Source organism: Jatrophihabitans sp. sgz311053 (assembly GCF_056135305.1).
The window spans coordinates 171,360-195,712 of record NZ_JBWAXP010000003.1 but is presented as its reverse complement, the minus strand read 5'-3'; the positions used below and the strand labels follow the sequence as shown (position 1 = coordinate 195,712).

Genomic DNA, 24,353 nt, shown 5'->3' with positions numbered 1-24,353 from the left:
GGCGCATGAGTTCCGAGAGCGCAGTGGCGTCGCTGGATCCGTCCGACGCCGTTCCCGAGGGCGACATGGTGGCCGAGGTGACGCACGTCGAGGACCTCCCCGACGACCGCTTCAGCAACCGCGAGCTCTCCTGGCTGGCCTTCAACGCGCGGGTGCTCGCACTCGCCGAGGACGTCGAGCAGCCGCTGCTGGAGCGGCTCAAGTTCCTCGCCATCTTCGCCAGCAACCTCGACGAGTTCTACATGGTGCGAGTCGCCGGGCTGAAGCGTCGCGCCGACATGGGACTGCAGGTGCAGTCGGCCGACGGCCTCTCCCCGCGCAAGGTGCTCGCCACCCTCGCCGAGCGCACCCGCGAGCTCGTCACCCGGCACGCGCTCTGCTTCCGCGACGACATCACCCCGCGGCTGGAGGCCGAGGGCATCCACGTGCGCCGCTGGGACGACCTGGACGACGAGGAGCGGGGGCGGCTGGCCGAGTACTTCCGCGCGAAGGTCTTCCCGGTGCTGACGCCGCTGGCCGTCGACCCGTCCCACCCCTTCCCCTACATCTCGGGGCTGTCGCTGAACCTGGCCGTGATCGTCCGCGACCCGAACGAGGACGTGCAGCGCTTCGCGCGGGTCAAGGTGCCCAACAACGTCCCGCGCTTCGTCGTCGTGTCGCAGAGCGCGGTCGAGGCCGAGTACCTGCCGCTCGAGGACCTCATCGCCGCCCACCTGTCCCTGCTCTTCCCCGGCATGGAGGTCGTGGAGCACCACGTCTTCCGGGTGACCCGCAACGCCGACGTCGAGGTCGAGGAGGACCGCGACGAGGACCTGCTGCAGGCCCTCGAGCGGGAACTGGTCCGCCGCCGGTTCGGCCCCGCCGTCCGGCTGGAGGTCACCGACGACATCGACGACGAGGTCGTGGACCTGCTCGCCAGCGAGATCGACGTCGACCGCGACGACGTCATCCGGGTACCGGGGCTGCTGGACCTGAGCTCGCTGCACCAGATCGCCGACATCGACCGGCCCGCGCTGAAGGAGCGCCCGTTCGTCCCCACCACGAACCCGCGCTTCGCCGAGGGCGAGACGCCGAAGTCGGTCTTCGCCACGCTGCGCGACGGTGACGTGCTGGTGCACCACCCCTACGAGTCGTTCGCGACCAGCACGCAGCGCTTCATCGAGCAGGCCGCCGCCGATCCGCGGGTGCTGGCCATCAAGCAAACGCTGTACCGCACCTCGGGTGACTCCCCTATCGTCGACGCGCTCATCGACGCCGCCGAGGCCGGCAAGCAGGTCGTGGCGCTGGTGGAGATCAAGGCCCGCTTCGACGAGCAGGCCAACATCAAGTGGGCCAGGGCGCTGGAGCGGGCCGGCTGCCATGTCGTCTACGGCTTCGTCGGGCTGAAGACCCACTGCAAGACGGCGCTGGTGGTCCGGCAGGAGGGCAACCAGATCAAGCGGTACGCGCACGTCGGCACCGGCAACTACCACCCGAAGACCGCGCGGATGTACGAGGACCTGGGCCTGTTCACCGCCGACGAGGCGATCTGCGCCGACCTCACCGACCTCTTCAACGTCCTCACCGGGTACTCCCGGCAGACCGACTACCGGTCGCTGCTGGTCGCCCCGCAGGGAATTCGCGCAGGACTGATCGAACGCATCGAGCGCGAGATCGAGTTCGCGCGGCAGGGCCGACCGGCGCTGATCCGCTTCAAGACCAACCACCTCGTGGACGAGCAGACCATCGACGCGCTCTATCGGGCGTCGCAGGCCGGCGTCCGGATCGAGCTGCTGGTCCGGACGTTCTGCACCATCCGTGCCGGCGTGCCGGGGCTGTCGGAGAACATCCGCTGCCGCTCCATCCTGGGCCGCTTCCTCGAGCACTCCCGGGTGTACTACTTCGGCGGGGACGGCGAACCGGAGTACTGGATGGGGTCGGCCGACCTCATGCACCGCAACCTCGACCGGCGCGTCGAGGTGCTGGTCCAGGTGTCGGACCGCAACGCCCGCGCGCACCTGCAGACCACCCTGGACTCGGCCTTCGAAGCCGACACCGCGGCATGGGACCTGCAGGCCGACGGCACCTGGGCGCAGTCCGGCGGCGCGCGCAACGACTACCAGGAGCTGCTGATGAAGCGGCTCGCCGACCGCGGCGAGTAGCGGTGGCGGCAACGATCCGTGCAGCCGGGGGGATCGTCTGGCGCAGGCGGGACGGCGTCGGCGGCTCCATCGAGATCGCCGTCGTGCACCGTTCGCGCTACGACGACTGGTCACTGCCCAAGGGCAAGCTCGACAACGGCGAGTCCGAGCTCGCCGCCGCGGTCCGCGAGGTGGCCGAGGAGATCGGTGCCACCGTCGCCGTCTCGCGGCGGCTGCGTCGCATCGGCTACACCGTCGGTGACGCCCCCAAGACGGTGTCGTTCTGGCTGATGCGTTACCTCGCCGGCGACTTCGTGGCCTCCGACGAGGTGGACGAGATGCGGTGGCTGGAGCCCGCCGCGGCGGCCGAGCTGCTCAGCTACGACATCGAGCGGGACGTCCTCGCCGAGGCCATCTCGCTGCCCGTGCCGGATGCCGTCGTGGTCCTGGTGCGGCATGCCAAGGCGGGCAGGCGCAGCGAGTGGCACGGCGACGACAACGACCGGCCGCTGGAACGTGCCGGCGTCGAGCAGGCAGAGCGCCTGGTCACCTTCCTCGGCCGCTTCGGCCGGCCCGACGCGATCGTCTCGGCCTCACCGCTGCGATGCGTGCAGACGGTGGCGCCGTTCGCCGAGTCCCTCGGCACGAGTGTCGCGGTGGCGGCGGCATTCTCCGACGAGGACTACGAGCTCGCCCCCGACGCTGCGCGTCGCTCGCTGCTCGATCTTGCCCGCCCCGGCACGGTGAGCGTGGTGAGCAGCCAGGGCACCACCATCCCCGGCCTGGTGAAGACGCTGGCGCCGTGGACATCGGACGGCAGCACCAAGAAGGGTGCGGCCTGGGTCTTCACCCTCGTCGACGATGAGGTTGTCAGCGCCGACTACTACGGTCACGCCGCTCGGGGCTGACCCGGTCTCCCGATTCGGGAGTGCCGATCCCGCTGAGCGGGACCAGCGCTCCCCGATTGGCCAGGAGACGAGAATGGGGCGCCCGGCCGTAGCCGGACGCCCCACCCGATGCTGCTCTCAGCTCTTCTTGGCGGGTGCCTTCTTGGCGGGTGCCTTCTTGGCGGGTGCCTTCTTGGCGGGCGCCTTCTTGGCCGGCGCCTTCTTGGCCGGCGCCTTCTTGGCCGGCGCCTTCTTGGCCGGGGCCGTCTTGGCTGCGGCCTTGCTGGCGGCCTTCTTCGCCGGGGCGGTCGCCGTGGTGGCGGCCTTCTTCGCGGCCTTCTTGGCCGGAGCCGTCGACTTCGTCGCGGTGGTGGCGGCCTTCTTCGCGGCCTTCTTGGCCGGAGCCGTCGACTTCGTCGCGGTGGTGGCGGCCTTCTTCGCCGCCTTCTTGGCCGGAGCCGTCGACTTCGCCGCCGTGGTGGCCGCCTTCTTCGCCGCCTTCTTCGCCGGAGCCGTCGACTTCGCCGCCGTGGCAGCGGCCTTCTTCGCGGCCTTCGCCGGAGCCTTCTTCGCGGCCACCTTCTTCACGGCCTTCGCTGCGGCTGCGGCCGGCTTCTCCGACGGCAGGACGCTGCCGGCCACCGACTTCGTGGCAGGACCGCTCGTCTTGGCGGGGAGCTTCTTGGCCGCCGTCTTCTTGGCCGCCTTGCGAGCTGCCTTCGCCGGCGCCGATCCGCGGACCGCAGCCACGATGGTGGCCGGAGCCTCGCGCACCGCCTCGACGGCATCCTGCACGACGGTGGTGGCACGGTCCTGCGCCTCCTGCAGCGCGGACTGCGCGTCCTTCACCACGGACGCGGCACGCGACGGCGCCTCGCGGGCCGACTCGTAGGCCTTGGCCACCGCGGCCTGGGTGCGCTCGGAACGCTCGCGAAGGATCTCGCTCGCACCACCGGCGACCTGGCGGAACTCGCTGCCGGGCCGGAAGGCCGGTACGCGCGAAGCAGCCACGCTCACCTGCTGACCGGTCGCGGGGTTGCGCGCGGTACGGGCGGCGCGGTCGCGCCGCTCGAAGACGCCGAAGCCGGTGATGGCGACCTTCTCGCCCGTCGCGATAGCGGCGTACACGCTGTCGATCACCGCATCGAGAGCAGCGGCGGCACGCTTCTTGTCACCGTCGAGACGCTCAGCGAGCATGTCGACGAATTGAGCCTTGTTTGGCACCTAGTCCTCCCGGGACCGATCGCTCGACCAAGGGATGGTCGCTTCGTCAGTCACGCTAGGCCGTTCGGTGCCCGTGAACAACGCAGAAGGCCTGTGTCGCAGGCCTTTCTGCAGAAGATCACCCCAAGATCACGCCGAAACGGCCGGCAACCACGGCTTGCGGCCGTCCTCGTAGGCCCTGACGGCGTCGACGTGCTTGAGGGTGAGACCGATGTCGTCGAGGCCTTCCAGCAGCCGCCAGCGGGAGTAGTCGTCCAGCTCGAAGTCGTGCACCTCGCCGGCCCAACGCACCTGCCGCTCGACCAGGTCGACGGTGACCTCGGTGCCGGGATCGGTCTCGATGTCGTCCCAGAGCCGCTGCACGATCTTCTCCGCGAGCTGGACGGTCAGCAGTCCGGCTTTGAGCGAGTTCCCGCGAAAGATGTCGGCGAAGCGCGGCGAGATGACCACCCTGAAGCCGTAGTCGGTGAGCGCCCAGACCGCGTGCTCGCGGGAGCTGCCGGTGCCGAAGTCGGGACCGGCGACCAGGATGGTCGCACCGTCGAAGCGCGACTGATTGAGCACGAAGTCGGGCTCGTTGGCGCGCCACGCCTGGAAGAGACCGTCCTCGAACCCGGTGCGGGTGACCCGCTTGAGGTAGACGGCCGGGATGATCTGGTCGGTGTCGACGTTGCTGCGGCGCAACGGGACGGCGGTGCCGGTGTGGGTGGTGAACTTGTCCATCGGTGCGCTCCTTACAGGTCGGCCGGGCTGGCGAGGTGGCCGGTGACGGCCGTGGCGGCGGCGACGAGCGGCGAGACCAGGTGGGTCCGGCCGCCCTTGCCCTGCCGTCCTTCGAAGTTGCGGTTGGAGGTCGAGGCGCTCCGCTCGCCGGGGGCGAGCTGGTCGGGGTTCATGCCCAGGCACATCGAGCAGCCGGCCTGCCGCCAGTCGGCACCGGCCGCGACGAAGACCTTGTCCAGGCCTTCGGCCTCGGCCTGCTTGCGGACCCGCATCGAGCCGGGCACGACGAGCACCCGGACGCCGTCGGCGACCTTGCGCCCCTCCAGGATCTGCGCGGCGGCGCGCAAATCCTCGATGCGGCCGTTGGTGCAAGAGCCCACGAAGACGGTGTCGACCTTGATGTCGCGCAGCGGCGTCCCGGCCTCGAGACCCATGTAGGCCAACGCCTTCTCGGCCGCCACGCGGTCGCTCTCGTCGGCGAAGTCGGCCGGGTCGGGGACGGCGGCCGACAGCGGCGCGCCCTGCCCCGGGTTGGTCCCCCACGTGACGAACGGCGTGATGTCGGCGGCGTCGAGGACGACCTCGGCGTCGAACTCGGCGTCGTCGTCGGTCCGCAGGCTCTTCCAGTACTCGACGGCGGCATCCCACTGCTCGCCCTTGGGAGCGTGGTCGCGGCCCTTCACGTAGGCGAAGGTGGTCTCGTCCGGCGCGATCATGCCGCAGCGCGCGCCCCACTCGATGCTCATGTTGCAGACCGTCATGCGGCCCTCCATGGTCATCGCCTCGAAGGCGGTGCCGCGGTACTCGACCATGTAGCCCTGACCGCCACCGGTGCCGGTCTTGGCGATGACGGCGAGGATGACGTCCTTGGGGGTGACCCCGTCGGCGAGCTCGCCGTTGACGGTGACGGCCATGGTCTTCGGGCGGTCCAGGGGCAGCGTCTGCGTCGCGAGCACGTGCTCGACCTGGCTGGTGCCGATACCGAAGGCGATCGAGCCGAAGGCGCCGTGCGTTGACGTGTGCGAGTCGCCGCAGACCATGGTCATGCCGGGCTGGGTGATGCCGAGCTGCGGGCCGACCACGTGGACGATGCCCTGCTCATCGTGGCCCATGGGGTAGATGCGGACGCCGAACTCCTCACAGTTGCGGCGCAGCGTCTCGATCTGGGTGCGGCTGACCTCGTCCTTGATGGACTGCGTGCCGACGAGCGGCAGCGTGTAGTCGGTCGGGGTGTTGTGGTCCTCGGTGGCGAGCGTGAGGTCCGGGCGGTGCACCGGCCGGCCGGCCAGGCGCAGTCCGTCGAAGGCCTGCGGGCTGGTCACCTCGTGGATGAGGTGCATGTCGATGTAGAGCAGGTCCGGCTCACCGGCGGCCGAGCGCACGACGTGGCTGTCCCACAATTTCTCCGCGAGCGTCTTGCCCATCAGATCCTCCGCTGCTTGCGTCTCATTTTCTGAGACAATAGTATCGCTGTATGGGACAGCCTAGCAGCGACGGCGCTCGGCACAACCGTGACGGCGAGAGCGGGATCGGTGTCGTCGACAAGACGGTGGCCATCCTCGCCGCCGTCGCCGCCGCGCCGCGCGCGCTGGCCGACCTGGTCGAGACGACCAGGCTTCCCCGCGCCACCGCCCACCGCCTCGCCGTCGCGCTCGAGGTGCACCGGCTGCTCGGGCGTGACCCCGAGGGACGCTTCGTCCTCGGTTCCCGGGTGGGCGAGTTCGCCGCCGCCCTGCCCGATCCCGTCGTCTCGGCCGCCGGGCCGGTGCTCGCCTGGCTGCGCGACGAGTGCGGTGAGAGCACGCAGCTGTACCGCCGTGACGGTGCCGAGCGCATCTGCGTGGCCGCCGCCGAACGCAGCCACGGGTTGCGGACCACGGTCCCGGTGGGGAGTCGGCTACCACTGACCGCAGGCTCCGGGGCACAGGTGCTCTGCGCCTGGTCGGATCCGGGCAGCGTCACCGAGCTGCTGGCGCGGGCGGAGTTCCCGCCCCGCTCACTGGCCGAGGTGCGACGCCGCGGCTGGGCGCAGTCGGTCGGGCAGCGGGAGGCGGGCGTCGCCTCGGTCTCTGCCCCGGTGCTCTCTCCCGAGGGCGAGCTGCTCGGTGCCCTCTCGGTCTCCGGTCCGATCGAGCGACTGGGGCGCTCCCCCGGCCAACGGCTCGGTCCGCTGCTGCTCGCCGGCGCCCGTCGGATCACGCAGTCCCTCGCCGCCTGATCCCCCGCGCTCCCGTCCGCGCGCTCCCCTCCCCCCGCTCCCGTCCCAGCACCCCCGTCCCCAGCACCCCCGTCCCCAGCACCCCCGTCCCCAGCACCCCTGCGCCGCTCGGTGCCGAGTGGTCGATCTTTCTGGCCAGTGGTCACCCCTGATGCGACCACTGGGTGCGGGAATCGACCACTCGGCAACGAGCGACGGCCGCCATCCCGACCCAGCCTGCAATCAGGCAGCGGAACGAGTCCGTGAACGGGGAGCGTGACGTCGCGGCGCGCGACCTCTCAGCAGGTCAGGACGCCGCGCTCGAACCTCGCGCCGGATCTCGGCGGTGATCTGCCACGGCCGACCGAAGACCTCGGCCGGCCCATAGGACAAGACGACCCAGCCTTCTTCGCGCAGATCGAAGGCACGAGTCAGGTCGCGCCGCAGGCGCTGCGGCGTGCCGTGATCCTCGCCCTGGTACTCCAGCGCGATCTTCGCTGCGCCCAGCGACAGATCAGGCTCGGCGAGCCAGCCACCCTCGTCCCGGTGAACCGGAACGTTGACCTCGAAGCGAGGGAGATCCACCGCAGCGGTGGCCACGCGGAGGTGGCTCTCCGGGCGCGACCGAGACCGAGCATCCACCAGGCCGAGGGCCTCTCGAGCACGACGCACCCCGCGATGTCCCGACCTCGCGCGGACCACCTCGGCCAACGCGGCCCTGGTGCCACCCGAGCGGAGCGCACTGTCGCCGGCGGCGACGAGAGCGGGCAGCGTCAGCACGGCTGCAAGGTCGAACCAGGTGACAGCAAGCGACGTGACAGCGATGCCGCTCACCCACGTTCGCTCCCCGTCCTGCAACTGGCGCCGATGCGCGATGACGTCGCACCGGCGACTTCGGATCATGCGTCGTCCGAACTCTCCCGGCGTCGCCACCGCGACGTGGATCTCCGCGCCGATCGCCGGCAGCCAGAGCCCGTGCACCCTCGCCGCGGTGAGGCCGCAGATGACGGACTGCTGATCGCAGACGGCCAGCGCGGCAACGCAGTCGTGATGCAGCTTGGTATCGCCCTCGAGCGGGGTCACGGAATGGAGACTGCACGCTCCGGGACGTCGGCACGCTCGGATCGCTCGGTGCTGTGGACAGGTCCGAGTTGTCCACAGCTGCGTCCATCGGCATTTGCGCTGGACGCCGCCGTCTGCCTGTGCGCCGAGTGGTCGATTTCCGGGGTGAGTGGTCGCCCGCGCGGTGACCACTCATCTCGGAAATCGACCACTCGGCGCTACAGGTGGGGTTAGCGCGCTATACAAGGGGGCCAGCGCGCAACAGGGGGCCGGCGCGGAACGGAGGCCCCACCGCGGGACGGAGCGGGCTACCAGTTCGTCGCGACGTAGGTGGTCTCGAGGTACTCGTCGATGCCCTCGAAACCACCCTCCCGGCCCAGCCCGGACTGCTTGACGCCGCCGAAGGGGGCGGCGGGGTCGCTGACCAGGCCGCGGTTGAGGCCGATCATCCCGACCTCGAGACGCTCGCTGATGCGAAGCCCGCGGGCGAGGTCGCGGGTGTAGACGTAGCCGGTGAGGCCCATCTCGGTCGAGTTGGCCAGCGCGACGGCGTCGTCGTCGTCGGTGACGGTGATGATCGAGGCCACCGGTCCGAAGACCTCGTCGGTCGCGACGGGGGCGTCACGGGGCACGTCGCTGAGGACGGTCGCCTCGTAGAAGAAGCCGGGACGCTCCGGGGCGTTGCCGCCGAGCGCGACCCGCGCCCCGGCCGCGACGCTGCGCGCGACCTTGTCGGCGATGCCGTCGCGCTGCTTGGCGTTGATCATCGGACCGAGCTTGGTCTCCTCGGCCGTGCCGGGGCCGAGCGTCAGCTCGGACATCTTCGCGACGAGCTTCGCCTCGAACTCCGCGGCGACGGACTCGGCGACGATGAAGCGGTTGGCGGCGGTACAGGCCTGACCGCCGTTGCGCATCTTCGCCAGCATGGCACCCTCGATGGCCAGATCCAGGTCGGCGTCGTCCAGGACCAGGAACGGCGCGTTGCCACCCAGCTCCATGGAGGAGTCGATGATCTTGCCGGCCGCCTGCTTGAGCAGCAGCGACCCGACGCCGGTGGAGCCGGTGAAGGAGAGCTTGCGGACGCGGTCGTCGTTCAGCGCGGTCTCGACAGCGGGACCCGGCACGTCGGTGGTGATGACGTTGACCACCCCGGCCGGGACGCCGGCGTCGGTGAGCAGTTTGCCCAGGGCCAGCGCCGTCAGCGGGGTGTCCTCGGCCGGCTTGAGGACGACCGAGCACCCCGCGGCAAGCGCCGGGCCGAGCTTGCGCGTCGCCATCGCCGCCGGGAAGTTCCACGGTGTCAGCAGCAGCGCGACACCGAAGGGCTTGCGGAACGTGACGATGCGGTTGGCGCCCGAGGGCGCCAGCCGTACCTCGCCACCGACGCGCACGGCCTCCTCGGCGTACCAGCGGAAGAACTCGGCGGCGTAGGTCACCTCGCCGCGAGCGTCGGTGAGGGACTTGCCCATCTCCAGCGACATGAGGAACGCCAGCTCCTCGCTCCGCTCGATCATCAGCTCGAACGCCTTGCGCAGCACCTCACTGCGCTGCCGGGGTGCCGTCGCCGCCCAGCCCGGCTGGGCGGCGGCCGCGGCGTCGATGGCGGCGGTGACGTCACCACTGCCCGCCTTGGCGACCGCGGCGATCACCTCACCGGTGGAGGGGTCGACGACGTCGAAGGTGCCCTCCGACCCGTCGCGCCACTCGCCGTCGATGAAGAGCTGCGTGGGTGTTCCCTGCGGCAGTGCCTGGGCCATGGTGCGATGCCACCTTCTTCTCGCTGGATCCGACGTCTGAGTCTGTCGTGCCCGCCGGACGTCGATGGCGAAACCCCACCAACCGGACGCCGCATTCCCGGGCTTGCCAACGAGTGAACAGTCGTTCACTGTGTAGTGGAGCGACGAGCAGAGGAGACGGCGTGCGCGGCGACGAGATGCGGGACACCGGGGTGCTGGTCGGCACCACGCTGGACGAGATCACCGAGACGGCCCGCGAGATGCACGGCGCCATCGCCACCCGCCTCTTCGGTCTCGCCGGCCGACCGGGGGCCGCCGTCAAACTGGCCCACGACGGCATCGCCGCCCTCGCCTACGGCGGCACGCGCCTCGGCGTGCGCTACCTGCCCCGCGCCGCCGGGCTCGTCGCCGGCGCCCTGCAGGATCCCGCCGCCGACTCCGTCCACGATCATCCCGGCGGCCGCGCCGCCTTCGGCGCCGTCGGCGGCGTCCTGGGGCATCGGATGGCCGAGGAGTCGGCGGCTGTCGCACCGCAGATGCGGCTGCGGCTCGGTAACGGACCACTGCGCCGGGTGCCGGCCAACGTCGGGCACGACGCCCGCGAACGGACGGTCAGCGATCGGCTCGTCGTCTTCGTCCACGGTCTCTGCGAGACCGACCGCTGCTGGTCCTACGCCGCCGAGAAGCGCTGGGGCGACCGCGAGGCCACCTACGGCTCCAAGCTGCAGGACGACGACGGCTGGACGCCGCTCTACCTGAACTTCAACACCGGCCTGCACATCTCGGCGAACGGTCTGGAGCTGGCCGAGCAGCTCGAGCAGCTCGTCGCGCACTGGCCGACACCGGTCCGCGACCTCGCCATCGTCGGCCATTCGCTCGGCGGTCTGGTCGCGCGCAGTGCCGCCAACCAGGCCGACGGCCTCGGCCACCAGTGGGTGCGTCGACTGCGACACATCGTCGGGCTCGGCACCCCGCACCTCGGCGCGCCGTTGGAGCGATTGGCGAACTGGGGCACGCACCGGCTCGCCCGACTGCCCGAGACCCGGCCGTTGGCCGACCTCATCAACCAGCGCAGCGTCGGTATCAAGGATCTGCGTCACGGGGCCCTGGTCGAGGCGGACTGGCTGGACTTCGACCCGGACGACGCGACGGACAACTGCACCCCGGCCGTGCTCGTCCCCGGCGTCGAGTACTCGATGGTCTCGGCAACGCTGTCGCGCGAACCGGAGGGGATCTTCGCCATGGACCTGCTCGTCCAGCACGGCAGCGCCCACGGCGTCGGGACCATTCGCTCCATCCCCTTCGCCCCCGACCGCGCCCACACCATCGGTGGCGGCAAGCACCACTTCGACCTGCTGGCCGACGCGACGGTCTACGCCAAGCTCCGCAGCTGGCTCGCCGAGAGCACGCAGGGCACGAGCCCGGGTCGGCAGCTCATCAAGCGGAGCCGACGCCGGGCGAGCTGAGCTCGGACGCGGCTGCATGACTCGGGGTCGGATGCGGTAGGACAAGGCACGAGAGATCCCGTCCCGAGAGGAAGCGCTCGTGAGCCGCAACCCGTACGACGACCTGCCCGAGGTCCCCACCTTCGAGCTGACCAGTGCCGACATCGCCGAGGGGCAGCCGCTGGCCAACCCGCAGGTCTCCGGCGTCATGGGGGCCGGCGGGGAGGACGTCTCGCCGCAGCTGTCCTGGTCCGGGGCGCCCGAGGGCACCAAGAGCTACGCCGTCACCGTCTACGACCCCGACGCCCCGACGGCCAGCGGCTTCTGGCACTGGGCGGTCTTCAACATCCCCGCCTCGGTCACCGAGCTGCCGACCAACGCAGCCAAGGACGGCCTGCCCGACGGTGCCGTCCAGCTGAAGAACGACGGCGGGTTCGCCGGGTACGTCGGCGCGGCGCCGCCGCCCGGTCACGGTCGGCACCACTATTACGTGGTCGTCCACGCCGTGGACGTCGAGAGCCTGGACGTTCCTGCCGAGGGCTCCAACGCCTTCCTCGGCTTCAACCTCTTCAGCCACACACTGGGCCGGGCCACGATCGTCGCGACATACGAGGTCTCCGCATGAGCCAGCAGGTCAAGGGCGTCATCGCCCGCAGCAAGGGCGCCCCGGTCGAGGTCGTCACCGTCGTCGTTCCCGACCCCGGTCCGGGCGAGGCACTGGTGAAGATCGACGCCTGCGGCGTCTGCCACACCGATCTGCACTACCGCGAGGGCGGCATCAACGACGACTTCCCGTTCCTGCTCGGCCACGAGGCGGCGGGGACGGTCGAGGCCGTCGGTGACGGCGTCACCGACGTGGCGCCCGGGGACTTCGTGATCCTCAACTGGCGGGCGGTCTGCGGCGAGTGTCGGGCCTGCAAGCGTGGCGAGCCGCAGTACTGCTTCGCCACCCACAACGCCACCCAGAAGATGACGTTGGAGGACGGCACCGAGCTCTCCCCCGCCCTCGGCATCGGCGCCTTCATCGAGAAGACGCTGGTGGCAGCCGGCCAGTGCACCAAGGTCGATCCCGCCGCGCCGGCCACCGCTGCCGGTCTGCTCGGCTGCGGTGTCATGGCCGGCGTCGGGGCGGCGGTCAACACCGGTGCCATCAAGCGCGGGCAGAGCATCGCGGTCATCGGCTGCGGTGGCGTCGGCATGGCCGCCATCGCCGGGGCCCGCATCGTCGGTGCTGCCAAGATCATCGCCGTCGACGTGGACGACCGGAAGCTGGAGCAGGCCAAGGAGTTCGGCGCCACCCACACCATCAACACCAAGGGGCTGGATCAGGACGCGGCGGTCAAGGCCATCCAGGACGTCACCGACGGCTTCGGCGCCGATGTCGTCGTGGAGGCGGTGGGGCGTCCCGAGACGTACAAGCAGGCGTTCTACGCCCGTGACCTCGCCGGGACCGTCGTCCTCGTCGGCGTGCCGAACCCCGAGATGACCCTCGAGCTGCCGCTCATCGATGTCTTTGGCCGGGGTGGCGCGTTGAAGTCGTCCTGGTACGGCGACTGCCTGCCCTCGCGCGACTTCCCGATGCTGGTCGACCTCTTCCTGCAGGGCCGCTTCCCGCTGGACAAGTTCGTCACCGAGACCATCGGCATCGACGACATCGAGGCCGCCTTCGAGAAGATGCACGGCGGCGACGTGCTGCGTTCGGTGGTCGAACTGTGAGCGCCCACGGAGTGCGGATCGACCGTGCCGTCACCAGCGGGACCTTCTCGCTGGACGGCGGCACCTGGGACGTCGACAACAACGTCTGGGTGATCGGCAACGACGAGCTCTGCCTCGTCATCGACGCGCCGCACGAGCTGGGCCCGATCGCCGAGGTCATCGGCGACCGGACGGTGGGCGCGATCCTCTGCACCCACGCCCACGACGACCACGTCACCGTGGCCGGGGAACTCTCCGACCGCTACGCCGCCCCCATCTACCTGCACCCGGCCGACGAGGTGCTGTGGCGGATGACCTACCCGGAGCTCGGCTTCGAACCGCTGAGCGACGGCCAGACCTTCCCTATCGGCGAGCTCCAGGTCCAGACGCTGCACACACCTGGACACTCGCCCGGCGCAGTCAGCTACTACGCCCCGGATCTCAGCGCGGTCTTCACCGGCGACACGCTCTTCCAGGGCGGCCCCGGCGCGACCGGTCGCTCCTACTCCGACTTCGACACCATCGTCGACTCCATCCGGAGCCGACTGCTGACGCTGCCGGAGGAGACCGACGTCCACACCGGACACGGTCCGGACACGACGATCGGTGTCGAGAAGGCGGCCTCGGCGGGCTGGACGAAGCCGACCTGATCGACACTCGCGCAGGATTCGGCTTGACATCGACGGCGCCGATTGTGCGCGTCATTCGTGACAAAGGCCCCCAAACGCCCGGAGTTCCCGCACCGCAATGCGGGTCGAGCACCCCTGGCTCTTCCATGCTGGCTACTGTGAAGCCCATGGAAGAGAAGGCACAGTTCACCCTTGCACTCGACGACCAACTGTGCTTTGCGCTCTATGCCGCCAGCCGGGCGATGACTGCTCGCTACCGTCCGATTCTCGACGAGCTCGACCTGACCTACCCGCAGTACCTCGTCATGCTGGTGCTCTGGGACGACGGCACCTCCACCGTCAGCCAGCTCGGCCACAAGCTTCGGCTCGACTCGGGCACCCTCTCCCCGCTGCTCAAGCGCCTGGAGACCCGCGGCCTCATCACCCGCACCCGGCGGACCGACGACGAGCGCTCGGTGGACGTACAGCTCACTACCGAAGGAACCGCGCTCCGGGACAAGGCAGCGACGGTGCCGCCGCAGATCGGCGGCCTGCTCGGCGACCTGGACCACGTCAAGCTGCGCACCGAGCTCCGCGAACTCGAGGCTCTGCTCCACGACGCCTGAGGTCGACGCCCCGGCTCGGACGCTGGATCGCGAGCGGCGTCACCGGGGATACCCGTTGGGCGCAATACAGTCCCGGGTACGGTCGGAACGGGCGCCTTCGTCCCGGAGGCGCATCACTGTGCTTGGAGAGGATGTAGCAATGCCCACCCGTACCGCGCGCACCGCTTGGAACGGCGGACTTCAGGACGGTTCCGGTCAGGTCGAGCTCACGAGCTCGAAGGTCGGCACCTACGACGTGTCGTTCCCGAAGCGGGCGGCCGACGACGCCGGGGGCACCACCAGCCCCGAGGAGCTCATCGCAGCCGCCCACTCGTCGTGCTACGCCATGCAGCTCTCGGCACTGCTCGCCGAGGCCGGTGGCACCCCGCAGTCCCTCGACGTGACGGCCGACGTCTCGCTCGGGCCGGACCCCGCGGGTGGGTTCCGGCTCACCGGCATCAAGCTCACCGTCCGTGGCGAGGTCGAGGGCCTCGACGCTGACGGTTTCGCCAAGGCCGCCGACGCCGCCAAGGCGGGCTGCCCCGTCAGCAAGGCGCTCACCGGGGTCGAGATCACCCTCGACGCCGCCCTCGAGGACTGACCTCCGGGGTACCTGCCACAGCCTGCTCGGCCGACGCCGGGTGGTCGACCACGTCGACCACCCGGCGTCGACGTCTCAGTGCTTGGCGTGTGCGGTCTGCTCGTGCTGCGCCGCTCGGAGCGCCGCCGCGGCCCGGCGCTGCTCCCGGGCCCAGACGACACCGCAGCCGAAGGCGGCAGGACCGGTTGCCGTGACCGCGACCCGCGCGACGTAGTCGGCGGCGAGGACGCAGTCCTGATGGTCGCCGAGGCTCGTCTGCAGCGACTTGGCGTGCCGCTCCACCCCGGCCCCGTGCTTGCCTGCCGCGTCTCCGGCGAAGGAGGCGACGTAGCGGGCCCGCTTGGCCGCCTTGCGGGCCCCGTGCAGCTTGCGCGCCGATCCGCCTGCACGCGCGAGCCGCTTGTCCAGATCCTTGGCCGCCGCCTTGACGTAGCGGGCGAGGTGCTTCTCGGGCGCGGCAGCGGCATCGGTCAGCGGCGGTGCCGCGCACCACGCATCCAGGGTGCGCAGCAGTGCGAGATACCGACGCCCGGCGAGCGTCGTGGTGAGAGCGGCTGTCGCGCGCTCCCGGTCGGCCTCGAGCGTCGCGGTGAGCAGCTCGCCGGCCGGGACCAGATCGACCTCGGCCCGCTCCCCCAGGCTGAGCAGCGAGCCGGCGAGGTGGGCCTGCAGCACCTCCAGGTCGCGCACCGCCCCCAGGCTTGCCGACAGCCACCGCAATTCGGCGTCGAAGGTGGCCGTCGCCTCGGCATCGGCCACGTTCACCACCCGCAGCGCGCTGCGGATGCGCCGGATGGCGACCCGGAAGGCATGCACGGTGTCCTCGCCGCGGCGCAGGCCGAGGTCGGCCCGGACCACCGCCGCGCGCTGCGTGCGCAGGTAGGAGACCAGCGCGTCGCCGACCGTGCCCGGCTGCGCCGCCGGGGGTGCCGTGTCGACGGCGTCGGCATCAGCACCGGCCGCGGCTGCCGTCACCGGAACCACCACGGTGGACCGGGTGCGGCGCTCGGCGGCGTCGGACTTGACGAGCCGTCGCGTGACGGCGTCGAGGAAGGGCCCTTCCCAACCGGCGACCTCCACGTGCCGGTGCGGCTGCTCCGGCGTGGCCGCGGGGGTGACGACGACCTCGGTGACGACGACCTCGGTGACGGTGCCGCGTTCGACACCGTCGGCATCGAGGATGCGGTGGATCGTCCGCTCCACCCGCGCCCGGCCCGCGGCGCGCAGTGCCGCGCCGCGCCGGATGCCGAGCAGCAGGTCCCGGACTGCGGCCGGTACGCCGCGGCCGGCGGCGGCGTACTCGCTGCTCTGGCCGTCGATGCGCAGCGACCAGGGTGCCTCGGCACCGGTGCCGCGCTGCAGCGTCACCCCCGCGCCGTCGAGGTGCAGCGCCGCCGTGTCGAAGGCGGTGACGGTGTCGACCCGATGGTCAGTCTCGATGCGGCCGTCCGGGCCCAGGACCTTCTTGCCGAGCGCCGGGAGCTCCCAGCCGGCAGGGACGTCGAAGACGCGCGGTCCGTGTGCCGCAGCCTCGCCGATATTGCTCATCTCTGCTCGAACACCTCGTCTGTGGCCGTGGCGCACGGGCCGGACCCGTGCCGGGGTCTGCCAGTCTAGGGAGGCTGGCTGTACGCCGCGCGTCACCGTCGGGACACCGGACGACACGCGTCATGCTCTACGTTGAGCGAGATGTCCACGCGAGCTGATCGACTGGTGCTGGCCGTCGGCGCGTCGGGCGACGCCGGCGCCGTCTTCGCCGCGCTCTCGGCGGGGTACACGGTCCACGCCGAGCCGGCGACGACGCTGCGCTGGACCTGGCTCGACACCGCCGACTGGCGGCTGCACCGGGCGGGGATCGCCCTGCGCGAGGAGCGGCACGGGCGGCGCCGCGAGCTGGTGGTCGAGGGCAGCCGGCTCACCGGGGCACCGACAGGGACGACGTCGCTGAGCGCCCCGGTCAGCGGCCTGTCCTGGCCCTCCCGGTTGGACCGGCTCGGCGCCTCCCCGGTCCGCGAGGCGATCGCCCCGGCGGTCGGCGTACGGGCACTGCTCCCCGTCGCCGAGGTCGAGACCCGCCGGATCCTGCTCCGGCTGATGGACGAGGTGGGCAAGACCCGGGTCCGGGTGTCGGTCGACCAGCAACGGCTGCTGCTGCCCCGCAAGGCCGCGTTGCCGCTGCACGTCGCCGTCCGGCCGCTGCGGGGCTACGACCGCGATGCGCGACGCTGCGTCGAACTGCTCGCCGAGGCGATGGGCGCCGAGACGACCGCACTCTCGCCCACCGACGCCGCGCTGGCGGCGGCCGGGCGCCTCCCCGCCGGCCTCGCCGGGGAGCGGACGCCGCTGTCGCCGCGCGACCCGGCTGTCTGGCCGGTGGCCCGGGCACTGCTCGATCACGTCGCGGTGGTCGACGACGCCCGCGACGGTGCCCTGGCCGACCTCGACACCGAGTTCCTGCGCGAGCTGCGGGCGGCGATCCGCTCGACCCGGGCGCTGCTGGGCGTCGCCGGTCACCTGCTCACCGGCCGCTCCGCGGTCCGCGTCGAGCGGGACCTCACCTGGCTGGAGGAACAGACGGCACCGCTGCGCGCGGTGGACATCGCGCTGCTCGAGCTCGCCGGGGACGGCGGCACCGACCTCGCCGGGCTGGTAGAGACGGATCTCGACCCGCTGCGCGACGAGCTGCGCCGGCGCCGCCGCACCGAGCTGCGACGCATGCGCGCGACGCTGCGGGCACCCCGCGCACCGGCCGCCTTCACCACCTGGCGGCGCGATCTCACCAGCATGGCCGGGGCCGACGTCATCGGACCCTCGGCGGGCGAGGCGGCGGTGAGCCTGACCCGCTCGGCCTACGAGGCGGCACAGGCGGCCGACGACGAGACCTTCCCGCTCCGGCTGGCCTCGCTCAGCGAGGTGCTGACGGCCTTCGCGCCGATCCACCCGGACGGCCGCGGAGCGTCGCTGCGCCGGGAGCTCGACGAGCTACGCGAGCTGCTGCGGCTGCGCGACGGCGCCCGCATCGTCAGTACCGAACTGGCCGCGGCCGCGCGATCGGGCTCACGGACCGCAGCGGGGCTGCCGGTGCCGACGCTGCTCGCTGCCGGGGCGGTGATCGACCGCGCCGGCCGGCTCGCCCGCGAGTGGGACGACCGGGTGGCCGCCGCTCGCGCGGAGCTCTCCTCCAAGCGGGGACACCGCCGGCTCGAGGAGCTCGTCGCGTGAGGATCGCCGCCACGTACAACATCAAGGGGGGCGTCGGGAAGACGTCCACCGCGGTGAACCTCGCCTACGAGGGGGCCGGACGCGGGCTGCGCACCCTGCTGTGGGATCTCGACGCCCAGGGCGCGGCGACCTACATCCTGCGCGTGGACGCCCGGGTCAAGGGCGGCGGCCGACGCGTCGTCCGCGAGACGCGGCCGCTGGCCGATGCCATCAAGGGCAGCGACTACGACGGCCTGGACGTCCTGCCCGCCGACTTCACCTACCGGCACCTGGATCTACTCCTCGACGAAGCCAAGAAGCCCACGAAGCGGCTGGCCCGGCTGCTGGAGCCATTGGCCGACGAGTTCGACCTGGTGCTGCTCGACTGCCCGCCGAGCATGTCGCTGCTGAGCGAGAACGTGCTGCGTGCCGCGGACACCGTGCTCGTGCCGCTCATCCCCACGACGCTCTCCATCCGCACCCTGGACCAGCTCGGCGACTTCCTCACCGAGATCCCCGAGCCCCACCCCCGGCTCGTCGGCTTCTTCTCCATGGTGGACGCGCGCAAGCGGCTGCACCGTGACGTCGTCGCCGAGCTGCCGGCCCGGCGCCCCGACCTCGCCCGCACCGCCATCCCCGCGCTCTCGGTGGTCGAGCAGATGGCGCAGCGCCGGGAGCCGGTGGCCGCGTTCGCGCCGCGCAGTGCCGCCGCCCGGCGCTACCGCGAGCTCTGGGACGAAGTCTTCGGCGGCACCCCGTGACCGGCCGCTCCTTCGCCGAGGTCACCGACCTGCAGGCTGCCGGCGAGGGCTTCACCGCCGTCGTCGACCCGGCCTGGACCATCGGCGGCAAGCCGAACGGCGGCTACCTGCTGGCATTGCTCGGCCGCGCGGCGGTGAGCGTCGGGCCGCACGAGCACGTCCTCACCGCCAGCGCGCAGTACCTCCGTTCGCCCGATCCCGGTCCGGTGCAGATCACCGCGGAGGTGCTGCGCGCCGGCCGGTCCGCCAGCCAACTGCGGGCCCGGCTGTCGCAGGACGGCAGCCCCTGTGTCGAGGCCCTCGTCACCACCACCCGGCTCGGCGACACCGAGCCCTACTGGGCCGACGGGGTGCCGCAGCTGCCCGACGCCGACCCGGCGCGGGCGATCCGGGTGCCGGGCGTGAACCCGGCGGGCATCCCCGTGCCGATCATGGACCAGGTCGATCTGCGCCTGGACCGCGAGACGCTGGGCTTCGGCCGTGGTGAGCCGAGCGGTCGCGGCGAGCTCCGGGGTTGGCTGACGCTCGCCGACGGCGAGGACTTCGACAGCGTCTCGCTGCTCTACGCCGTGGACGCCTTCCCACCCGCCACCTTCGAGATCGAGCTCACCGGCTGGGTCCCCACCCTCGAGCTGACGGCCTACATCCGCGCCCGACCCGCGCCCGGCCCGCTGCGCGTGCTGCAGCGGGCCCACCTCGTCGACGGCCAGCGGGTCGACGAGACGTGCTGGGTGTGGGACTCGCGCGGCCGCGTCGTGGCACATGCCGTCCAGCTGGCCGGGATCCGGCTGGGCGAGCCCGGCTGAGCCCGTCCGGCTGCCCGTCTGGCCGCTGTCCTGCGGTGCAGCGGATCCGTGGGAACGTCGTCGTCGCGAGACGTCCCGTTGTCGGCGCATCTGGGCACAATGGTCGCGTGAAGCTGCCCGAGGTCCGTCTCCCCGAGGTGCGCCTGCTCAACGCGGGACGCGTCTGGTGGCAGCGCAGCCTCGGCGGCCGCGGCTACGCCCGGATGCGGGAGCTGGACCTCGACACCCACGCCCTGGCCTTCAGCGCGCAGCAGGTGCTCTGCACCGCTCCGCTGGTGGTCGCCATCTCGGCGATCCTCGACCGCTTCACCGGTCGCAATGTCAGCTTCGTCATCGCCCGCTTCTTCGGCCTCGGCCCGGAAGCCACCAGCGCGGTCGGCTCGCTGTTCAGCCACTCCTCGCGGCGGATGAGCCTGTCGGAGCTGGTGGTGGGCCTGGTCATCGCGGTGCTCTTCGCCACCAGCGTCGCCACCGTGCAGCAACGCGCCTTCGAGCTGATCTGGACGGTGCCCCGGGTCATCAGCACGCGCAGCTATCTGCGCCAGCTCGCCTACGTCCCGGCACTGGCCGTCTTCATCGCCATGCTGCTCGCCGCCGGCCGTCTGGTCCGCAGCGTCGACAGCGCCGTCCCCTACGTCGGCCTCGTGGCGGTGCTGGTGCTGCAGGCACTGATCGTCTTCGGCTTCATCTGGTGGACGCAGCACTGGCTGCTCGGTGGCCGGGTGGCGTGGCGTGCCCTCATGCCGGGAGCCCTCGTCGTCGCGGTCCTCACCGTCATCACCGTCCGGTTGTCCCGGCTGATCATGGACGGCCAGATCACCTGGCAAGTGGAGGCTTACGGCCTGGTCGGGGTGGTCTTCGTGATGTCGGTCTGGCTCGGCATCTTCAGCGCCGTGATCTTCTTCGGCATTCTCGCCGGCGCAGTGTGGGTCGAGCGCGACAGCGACCCGGCGCAGGCCGAGGCGGGCCGGGAGCTCCGTGACTCACCGCTCACCACGACCGGGCTGGTGTCGGCCGCGCAGGCCATGGACGCCATCCCCGAACGGCCGCAGCACGTCAACTGAGGACGCCGATGGCCCGGCCCCCGCGGGGACCGGGCCATCGTGACTGCCGGGTTGGGACCTCAGCTGTGCTGCTCGATGTACTCGTCGGCGTCCTTGTCGGCGCCGTCGATGCCGGCCCCGGCCTGGTGCCGGGCGTAGAACTGCAGCCACTTCATCCCGAGCTCGTGGCGCAGCTCCAGCGTCGCGCTCTTGATGAAGTCGGGCATGGCCTCGCGCTCCTCCTCGTCGAGGTGCTCGCCGTTCTCGCTGCGGGCCTTGAAGACGGCGGAGAACCACTCCTCGCTGCCGACCTCGTGCCGGTCGGCTTCGCGGACGGCGTCCCGGATCTCGTTGTGATCGGTGATGGCGTCCTCGGTCTCGTCGACCGGATCGCCCTCGGGGTTGCCGGGGTCCTGCTCACCACCGTGCCGGAGCAGCGCGGGGTAGAAGACGGTCTCCTCCGCCTCGGCGTGGGTGTCCAGGCGCTTTCCGAGGACCTCCCAGATCGCGGCGAGCTCGTCGGGGGTCTTGGCGTCGTCCAGGCGGAAGAACTGGCGGCGCAGCCAGTCGTGATCGGCGTAGATGAGTTCGATGATGTCGGCCATGACGGGGCTGTACCCGTGAGCTGGCGGTGACCAACCGCTCGTGAGGGTGAGGGTGCCCGCGGCCGGGGGTATCTCGGCGGGGTGAGTGACGACAAGCCGGCCGCCGATCCCGCGCTCGACGCGACCCCGCCGCGGCGCGTCCTGGTCGCCGGCGCCACCGGATTCGTGGGACAGGCGCTGGTCCCGGCACTGCAGGACGAGGGGTACGCGGTCCGCGCCATGACCCGCCGTCCCGAGGACTACGACGGGCCGGCGACGGCGATCGGCGGTGACGTGGCCGACCTCTCCTCGCTGGTGGCGGCGATGCGGGACTGCGACGTCGCCTACTACCTGGTGCACTCGCTGGACCACGGCGACTTCGCCCGGCGCGACGCCGCGGCGGCCGAGAACTTCGGGACGGCCGCGGCCCGCGCCGGCGTCCGGCGCATCGTCTATCTCGGTGGCCTCGGCGACGAGTCCGACGACCTCTCGCCGCACCTGCGCAGCCGCCAGGAGGTCGAGCAGCGGCTGGCCACCGGCGGTGTTCCGGTGACGGCGCTGCGTGCCGGCCTGGTCATCGGCCACGGCAGCGCGTCCTGGGAGATCGTCCGCAACATGGTCGAGAAGGTGCCCGTTCTCGCGGTGCCCCGATGGGCGCTGACGCGGACACAGCCGATCGCGCTCGCCGACGCCGTCCGCTATCTCGTCGGCGTCATCGCCGGCGAGCTGCTCGACGACCCCGCCTCCCACGTCTACGAGATCGGTGGCGCGGAGGTGCTGCGCTACGTCGACGTGATGAGCCGGGTCAGCGCCATCGAGGGTCGCGCGACCATCATCGTTCCCGTCCCCGTGCCGTGGATCTTCCCCGCCGCCCAGCTGGCCACCCTGATCGCCTCGCAGGCGTTGCCGCTGCTGACCGGCGTCGACTCGCGCACCATCCGGACGCTGCTGGAGTCGATGCGCAACGAGGTCGTGGTCCGCGACGACACGATCCGCTCCGTGGTGCCGTTCGAGCCGATGGACTACGACGGCGCAGTCCTCGCCGCACTCGCCGTCCGGGCCCGGCTGCGGCGGGCGAAGGTGTCCCACGTGGCCTGAGCGGCCCGCGCAATATCGCCGCGCACCACGGCTACGGCTACCGCGTCAACGCGCCCCGGCCGATGGGTGGGTCGGCCGGGGCGCTGTCGAAACGCGTCCGTTCCGGCACCTCCGACCCTAGGAGCCCGGACGCCCCGGGACAACCACCCGGGACAACCACCCGGGCCAGCCGGGCCAGCCGGGCACTTGTCGCACAGCGGGCTGTGGACGACCGGCCCCACCCCATCCGCTCGCGCTACCGTGACCGGCGTGGTGGCACCGGCAGGGGCGCAGACGCGCCGGCGACTCACCTCGACCGATGTCTTCTGCCTGGTCCTCTTCGCCGCCGTGCTGGCGCGCTTCGCGCTGCCGTCGGTGTGGGCGGAGCCGGCCGTCCAGGCGTGGACCACCGTCTTCGCCGCGATCTGCATCCAGGCCTCGCCCTACCTCGTGCTGGGCGTGGCCGTCTCGACGGCCATCGCCGTCTTCGTCCCGCCGGGCTTCTTCGCCCGGGTGCTGCCGAGGCGGCCGGCCCTCGCCGTCCCGGTGGCCGGCCTCGCCGGCATGGCGCTGCCCGGCTGCGAGTGCGGCTCGGTCCCGGTGGCGGCCTCGCTCATGCGTCGCGGCGTCGCGGCCGCGCCGGCGGTGGCGTTCCTGCTCGCGGCCCCGGCCATCAATCCGGTGGTGCTGGTGGCCACGGCGGTGGCCTTCCCCGGCCGCCCCGAGATGGTCCTCGCGCGCTTCGTCGCGTCGCTGCTCACCGCGGTCGTCGTCGGTTGGGTGTGGCTGCGTCTCGGGCGCCTCCCGCCGCTGCCCCGCCGTTTCGACCTGCCGGCCGCGATGTCGCGCCGCGAGCGGGTGCGGGTGACGGCCGCTCACGACCTCGCGCAGTCGCTGGGCCTGCTCGTCGTCGGCGCAGCCGCCGCGGCCACCGTCAACGTCGTGGTGCCGTCGTCCTGGCTGGACGGGCTCGCCGGTCACGCTGTCGCCGGCGTGGTCGCCCTCGCGGCCCTCGCGGTCATCGTCGCGGTCTGCTCGGAGGCCGACGCCTTCATCGCCGCCTCCTTCGCCCGCTTCTCCCCCACCGCGCAGCTGGCCTTCATGGCCGTCGGCCCCGCGGTGGACGTCAAGCTGATCGCCATGCAGGTCGGCACCTTCGGCCGGCGCATGGCGGTGCGGCTCGCGCCGTTGAGCTTCGTCGTGGCGGTCGGCTCGGCCGCCCTCGTCGGGTGGTGGCTGCTGTGAGCACCCGGACCCAGTCGCTGCTGCTCCTTCTCTTCGGTGCCGCACTGCTGCGGCTCGGCACCAGCGATCTGCTGCTGCGCTTCGTCAAGATGAGCGCCCGGCCATGGGTCGTCGTGGCCGGCGTCGTGATGCTCGTGCTGGCCGTCTGGTCGCTGGTCGCCGACGCCCGCCACGGCGCCGCGCACGACGAGGCGGCCGCCCCGGTGGACGAGCACGGTCACGGCGCGGCCTCGCGCGCCTCCTGGCTGATCGTCGCGCCGGTCGTCGCCGTGCTCGTCATCGGCCCGCCCGCACTCGGCCGCTACACCGTCGAGCAGCGCCAGCCGGTCATGCCGATCGCGGTCGACTACGACTTCCCGCGGCTGCCGTCCCGCGACCCGGTGTCGATGAAGATGTTCGACTTCGCGCTGCGGGCCGCGAGCAAGGGGCGATCCTCCATCGCCGAGCGCACCGTCCGGCTCACCGGCTTCGTGGCGGGCCGGGCCGACGGCGGTTTCGTCCTCGCCCGCCTGGTCATCTCCTGCTGCGCCGCCGACGCCTCCCCGGTCACCGTCCGGGTACGGACCGACGAGGCGGCACCGGCAGACGACAGCTGGGTCCGGGTGACCGGTCGCTACGCCGGGCAGGACGACCGAGACGTCGACGTCCCCATCCTGGCCGCGACGCGTGTGGAGCGCATCGCGGCGCCGGCCGAGCCCTACGACTGAGCCCTACGACTGAGCCGTACCACTGA

General features: G+C 71.7%; 23 protein-coding genes. 16 read left to right on the top strand and 7 right to left on the bottom strand.

Annotated elements, in window-relative coordinates; translation table 11 throughout:
• Positions 1–5: 5 nt before the first annotated feature.
• Positions 6–2,141 carry an RNA degradosome polyphosphate kinase gene (locus AC0NZQ_RS18890; protein ID WP_474531626.1) on the top strand — a complete coding sequence of 712 codons (2,136 nt, stop codon included), beginning with the start codon at positions 6–8 and terminating at the stop codon, positions 2,139–2,141.
• A gap of 2 nt (positions 2,142–2,143) precedes the next feature.
• Positions 2,144–3,028 carry an NUDIX hydrolase gene (locus AC0NZQ_RS18885; protein WP_474531625.1) on the top strand — a complete coding sequence of 295 codons (885 nt, stop codon included), beginning with the start codon at positions 2,144–2,146 and terminating at the stop codon, positions 3,026–3,028.
• A gap of 117 nt (positions 3,029–3,145) precedes the next feature.
• On the opposite strand, the gene AC0NZQ_RS18880 is transcribed toward AC0NZQ_RS18885, so the two are convergent.
• The 3 genes from AC0NZQ_RS18880 to leuC form a co-directional block, all read right to left on the bottom strand.
• Positions 3,146–4,231 (bottom strand): HU family DNA-binding protein, encoded by a 1,086-nt coding sequence (locus AC0NZQ_RS18880; RefSeq protein WP_474531624.1) that lies wholly within the window; start codon positions 4,229–4,231, stop codon positions 3,146–3,148.
• Between the two features lie 129 nt (positions 4,232–4,360).
• Positions 4,361–4,954: a 3-isopropylmalate dehydratase small subunit gene (gene leuD / locus AC0NZQ_RS18875; RefSeq protein WP_474531623.1), complete on the bottom strand. Its 594-nt coding sequence runs from the start codon at positions 4,952–4,954 to the stop codon at positions 4,361–4,363.
• 11 nt (positions 4,955–4,965) lie between these two features.
• Positions 4,966–6,378, bottom strand: a complete 1,413-nt coding sequence (gene leuC / locus AC0NZQ_RS18870) for a 3-isopropylmalate dehydratase large subunit (protein WP_474531622.1) — start codon at positions 6,376–6,378, stop codon at positions 4,966–4,968.
• Between the two features lie 50 nt (positions 6,379–6,428).
• Here leuC and AC0NZQ_RS18865 point away from each other — a divergent pair, with 50 nt between their 5' ends.
• Positions 6,429–7,172, top strand: a complete 744-nt coding sequence (locus AC0NZQ_RS18865; protein ID WP_474531621.1) for an IclR family transcriptional regulator — start codon at positions 6,429–6,431, stop codon at positions 7,170–7,172.
• Between the two features lie 222 nt (positions 7,173–7,394).
• Here the strand turns inward: AC0NZQ_RS18865 and AC0NZQ_RS18860 are convergent, their stop codons facing one another.
• Both AC0NZQ_RS18860 and AC0NZQ_RS18855 read right to left on the bottom strand, forming a co-directional pair.
• Entirely contained in the window at positions 7,395–8,234 is an 840-nt protein-coding gene (locus AC0NZQ_RS18860; RefSeq protein WP_474531620.1) for a hypothetical protein, read from the bottom strand.
• A 287-nt stretch (positions 8,235–8,521) separates the two neighbouring features.
• Complete coding sequence (locus tag AC0NZQ_RS18855; RefSeq protein WP_474531619.1) at positions 8,522–9,970, bottom strand: NAD-dependent succinate-semialdehyde dehydrogenase; 1,449 nt, start codon at positions 9,968–9,970, stop codon at positions 8,522–8,524.
• A 161-nt stretch (positions 9,971–10,131) separates the two neighbouring features.
• On the opposite strand from AC0NZQ_RS18855, the gene AC0NZQ_RS18850 reads away from it, so the two are divergent.
• The 6 genes from AC0NZQ_RS18850 (at position 10,132) to AC0NZQ_RS18825 (ending at position 14,903) form a co-directional block, all read left to right on the top strand.
• Positions 10,132–11,415: a PGAP1-like alpha/beta domain-containing protein gene (locus AC0NZQ_RS18850; protein ID WP_474531618.1), complete on the top strand. Its 1,284-nt coding sequence runs from the start codon at positions 10,132–10,134 to the stop codon at positions 11,413–11,415.
• 79 nt (positions 11,416–11,494) lie between these two features.
• Positions 11,495–12,019: a YbhB/YbcL family Raf kinase inhibitor-like protein gene (locus tag AC0NZQ_RS18845; RefSeq protein ID WP_474531617.1), complete on the top strand. Its 525-nt coding sequence runs from the start codon at positions 11,495–11,497 to the stop codon at positions 12,017–12,019.
• The gene (locus AC0NZQ_RS18840) at positions 12,016–13,110 is read left to right on the top strand and encodes an S-(hydroxymethyl)mycothiol dehydrogenase (RefSeq protein ID WP_474531616.1); all 1,095 of its coding nucleotides are present in this window, start codon (positions 12,016–12,018) and stop codon (positions 13,108–13,110) included. The genes AC0NZQ_RS18845 and AC0NZQ_RS18840 overlap by 4 nt, the downstream gene beginning before the upstream one ends.
• Complete coding sequence (locus AC0NZQ_RS18835; protein ID WP_474531615.1) at positions 13,107–13,739, top strand: MBL fold metallo-hydrolase; 633 nt, start codon at positions 13,107–13,109, stop codon at positions 13,737–13,739. Before AC0NZQ_RS18840 ends, AC0NZQ_RS18835 begins: the two co-directional genes overlap by 4 nt.
• A gap of 146 nt (positions 13,740–13,885) precedes the next feature.
• Positions 13,886–14,323 carry a MarR family winged helix-turn-helix transcriptional regulator gene (locus AC0NZQ_RS18830; protein WP_474531614.1) on the top strand — a complete coding sequence of 146 codons (438 nt, stop codon included), beginning with the start codon at positions 13,886–13,888 and terminating at the stop codon, positions 14,321–14,323.
• A 139-nt stretch (positions 14,324–14,462) separates the two neighbouring features.
• Complete coding sequence (locus tag AC0NZQ_RS18825) at positions 14,463–14,903, top strand: OsmC family peroxiredoxin (RefSeq protein ID WP_474531613.1); 441 nt, start codon at positions 14,463–14,465, stop codon at positions 14,901–14,903.
• A 75-nt stretch (positions 14,904–14,978) separates the two neighbouring features.
• Here AC0NZQ_RS18825 and AC0NZQ_RS18820 read toward each other — a convergent pair whose 3' ends face one another.
• A complete protein-coding gene (locus AC0NZQ_RS18820) occupies positions 14,979–16,451 on the bottom strand; it encodes a CHAD domain-containing protein (protein ID WP_474531612.1) in 1,473 nt (490 codons plus the stop codon).
• A gap of 141 nt (positions 16,452–16,592) precedes the next feature.
• On the opposite strand from AC0NZQ_RS18820, the gene AC0NZQ_RS18815 reads away from it, so the two are divergent.
• The 4 genes from AC0NZQ_RS18815 to AC0NZQ_RS18800 all read left to right on the top strand — a co-directional run bounded on the left by AC0NZQ_RS18815 (position 16,593) and on the right by AC0NZQ_RS18800 (position 20,735).
• Positions 16,593–18,125: a CHAD domain-containing protein gene (locus AC0NZQ_RS18815; protein ID WP_474531611.1), complete on the top strand. Its 1,533-nt coding sequence runs from the start codon at positions 16,593–16,595 to the stop codon at positions 18,123–18,125.
• Positions 18,122–18,865: a ParA family protein gene (locus tag AC0NZQ_RS18810; protein ID WP_474531610.1), complete on the top strand. Its 744-nt coding sequence runs from the start codon at positions 18,122–18,124 to the stop codon at positions 18,863–18,865. Before AC0NZQ_RS18815 ends, AC0NZQ_RS18810 begins: the two co-directional genes overlap by 4 nt.
• A complete protein-coding gene (locus AC0NZQ_RS18805; protein WP_474531609.1) occupies positions 18,862–19,671 on the top strand; it encodes a thioesterase family protein in 810 nt (269 codons plus the stop codon). Before AC0NZQ_RS18810 ends, AC0NZQ_RS18805 begins: the two co-directional genes overlap by 4 nt.
• Positions 19,672–19,778: 107 nt before the next feature.
• A complete protein-coding gene (locus AC0NZQ_RS18800; protein WP_474531608.1) occupies positions 19,779–20,735 on the top strand; it encodes a hypothetical protein in 957 nt (318 codons plus the stop codon).
• A gap of 59 nt (positions 20,736–20,794) precedes the next feature.
• On the opposite strand, the gene AC0NZQ_RS18795 is transcribed toward AC0NZQ_RS18800, so the two are convergent.
• Positions 20,795–21,319 (bottom strand): hemerythrin domain-containing protein, encoded by a 525-nt coding sequence (locus AC0NZQ_RS18795; protein WP_474531607.1) that lies wholly within the window; start codon positions 21,317–21,319, stop codon positions 20,795–20,797.
• 81 nt (positions 21,320–21,400) lie between these two features.
• Here AC0NZQ_RS18795 and AC0NZQ_RS18790 point away from each other — a divergent pair, with 81 nt between their 5' ends.
• The 3 genes from AC0NZQ_RS18790 (at position 21,401) to AC0NZQ_RS18780 (ending at position 24,327) form a co-directional block, all read left to right on the top strand.
• The gene (locus AC0NZQ_RS18790) at positions 21,401–22,396 is read left to right on the top strand and encodes an NAD(P)H-binding protein (RefSeq protein ID WP_474531606.1); all 996 of its coding nucleotides are present in this window, start codon (positions 21,401–21,403) and stop codon (positions 22,394–22,396) included.
• A gap of 249 nt (positions 22,397–22,645) precedes the next feature.
• Positions 22,646–23,620, top strand: coding sequence for a permease (locus AC0NZQ_RS18785; protein ID WP_474531605.1), 975 nt, complete (start codon positions 22,646–22,648; stop codon positions 23,618–23,620).
• Positions 23,617–24,327 carry a TIGR03943 family putative permease subunit gene (locus AC0NZQ_RS18780; protein WP_474531604.1) on the top strand — a complete coding sequence of 237 codons (711 nt, stop codon included), beginning with the start codon at positions 23,617–23,619 and terminating at the stop codon, positions 24,325–24,327. The genes AC0NZQ_RS18785 and AC0NZQ_RS18780 overlap by 4 nt, the downstream gene beginning before the upstream one ends.
• Positions 24,328–24,353: the final 26 nt, after the last annotated feature.

Bases quoted from the DNA above. Each gene is read 5' to 3' on its own strand.
- AC0NZQ_RS18890 (WP_474531626.1), top strand. From the start codon at position 6: ATGAGTTCCGAGAGCGCAGTGGCGTCGCTGGATCCGTCCGACGCCGTT.
- leuD (WP_474531623.1), bottom strand. From the start codon at position 4,954: ATGGACAAGTTCACCACCCACACCGGCACCGCCGTCCCGTTGCGCCGC.
- leuC (WP_474531622.1), bottom strand. From the start codon at position 6,378: ATGGGCAAGACGCTCGCGGAGAAATTGTGGGACAGCCACGTCGTGCGC.
- AC0NZQ_RS18865 (WP_474531621.1), top strand. From the start codon at position 6,429: ATGGGACAGCCTAGCAGCGACGGCGCTCGGCACAACCGTGACGGCGAG.
- AC0NZQ_RS18855 (WP_474531619.1), bottom strand. From the start codon at position 9,970: ATGGCCCAGGCACTGCCGCAGGGAACACCCACGCAGCTCTTCATCGAC.
- AC0NZQ_RS18840 (WP_474531616.1), top strand. From the start codon at position 12,016: ATGAGCCAGCAGGTCAAGGGCGTCATCGCCCGCAGCAAGGGCGCCCCG.
- AC0NZQ_RS18830 (WP_474531614.1), top strand. From the start codon at position 13,886: ATGGAAGAGAAGGCACAGTTCACCCTTGCACTCGACGACCAACTGTGC.
- AC0NZQ_RS18825 (WP_474531613.1), top strand. From the start codon at position 14,463: ATGCCCACCCGTACCGCGCGCACCGCTTGGAACGGCGGACTTCAGGAC.
- AC0NZQ_RS18820 (WP_474531612.1), bottom strand. From the start codon at position 16,451: ATGAGCAATATCGGCGAGGCTGCGGCACACGGACCGCGCGTCTTCGAC.
- AC0NZQ_RS18815 (WP_474531611.1), top strand. From the start codon at position 16,593: ATGTCCACGCGAGCTGATCGACTGGTGCTGGCCGTCGGCGCGTCGGGC.
- AC0NZQ_RS18795 (WP_474531607.1), bottom strand. From the start codon at position 21,319: ATGGCCGACATCATCGAACTCATCTACGCCGATCACGACTGGCTGCGC.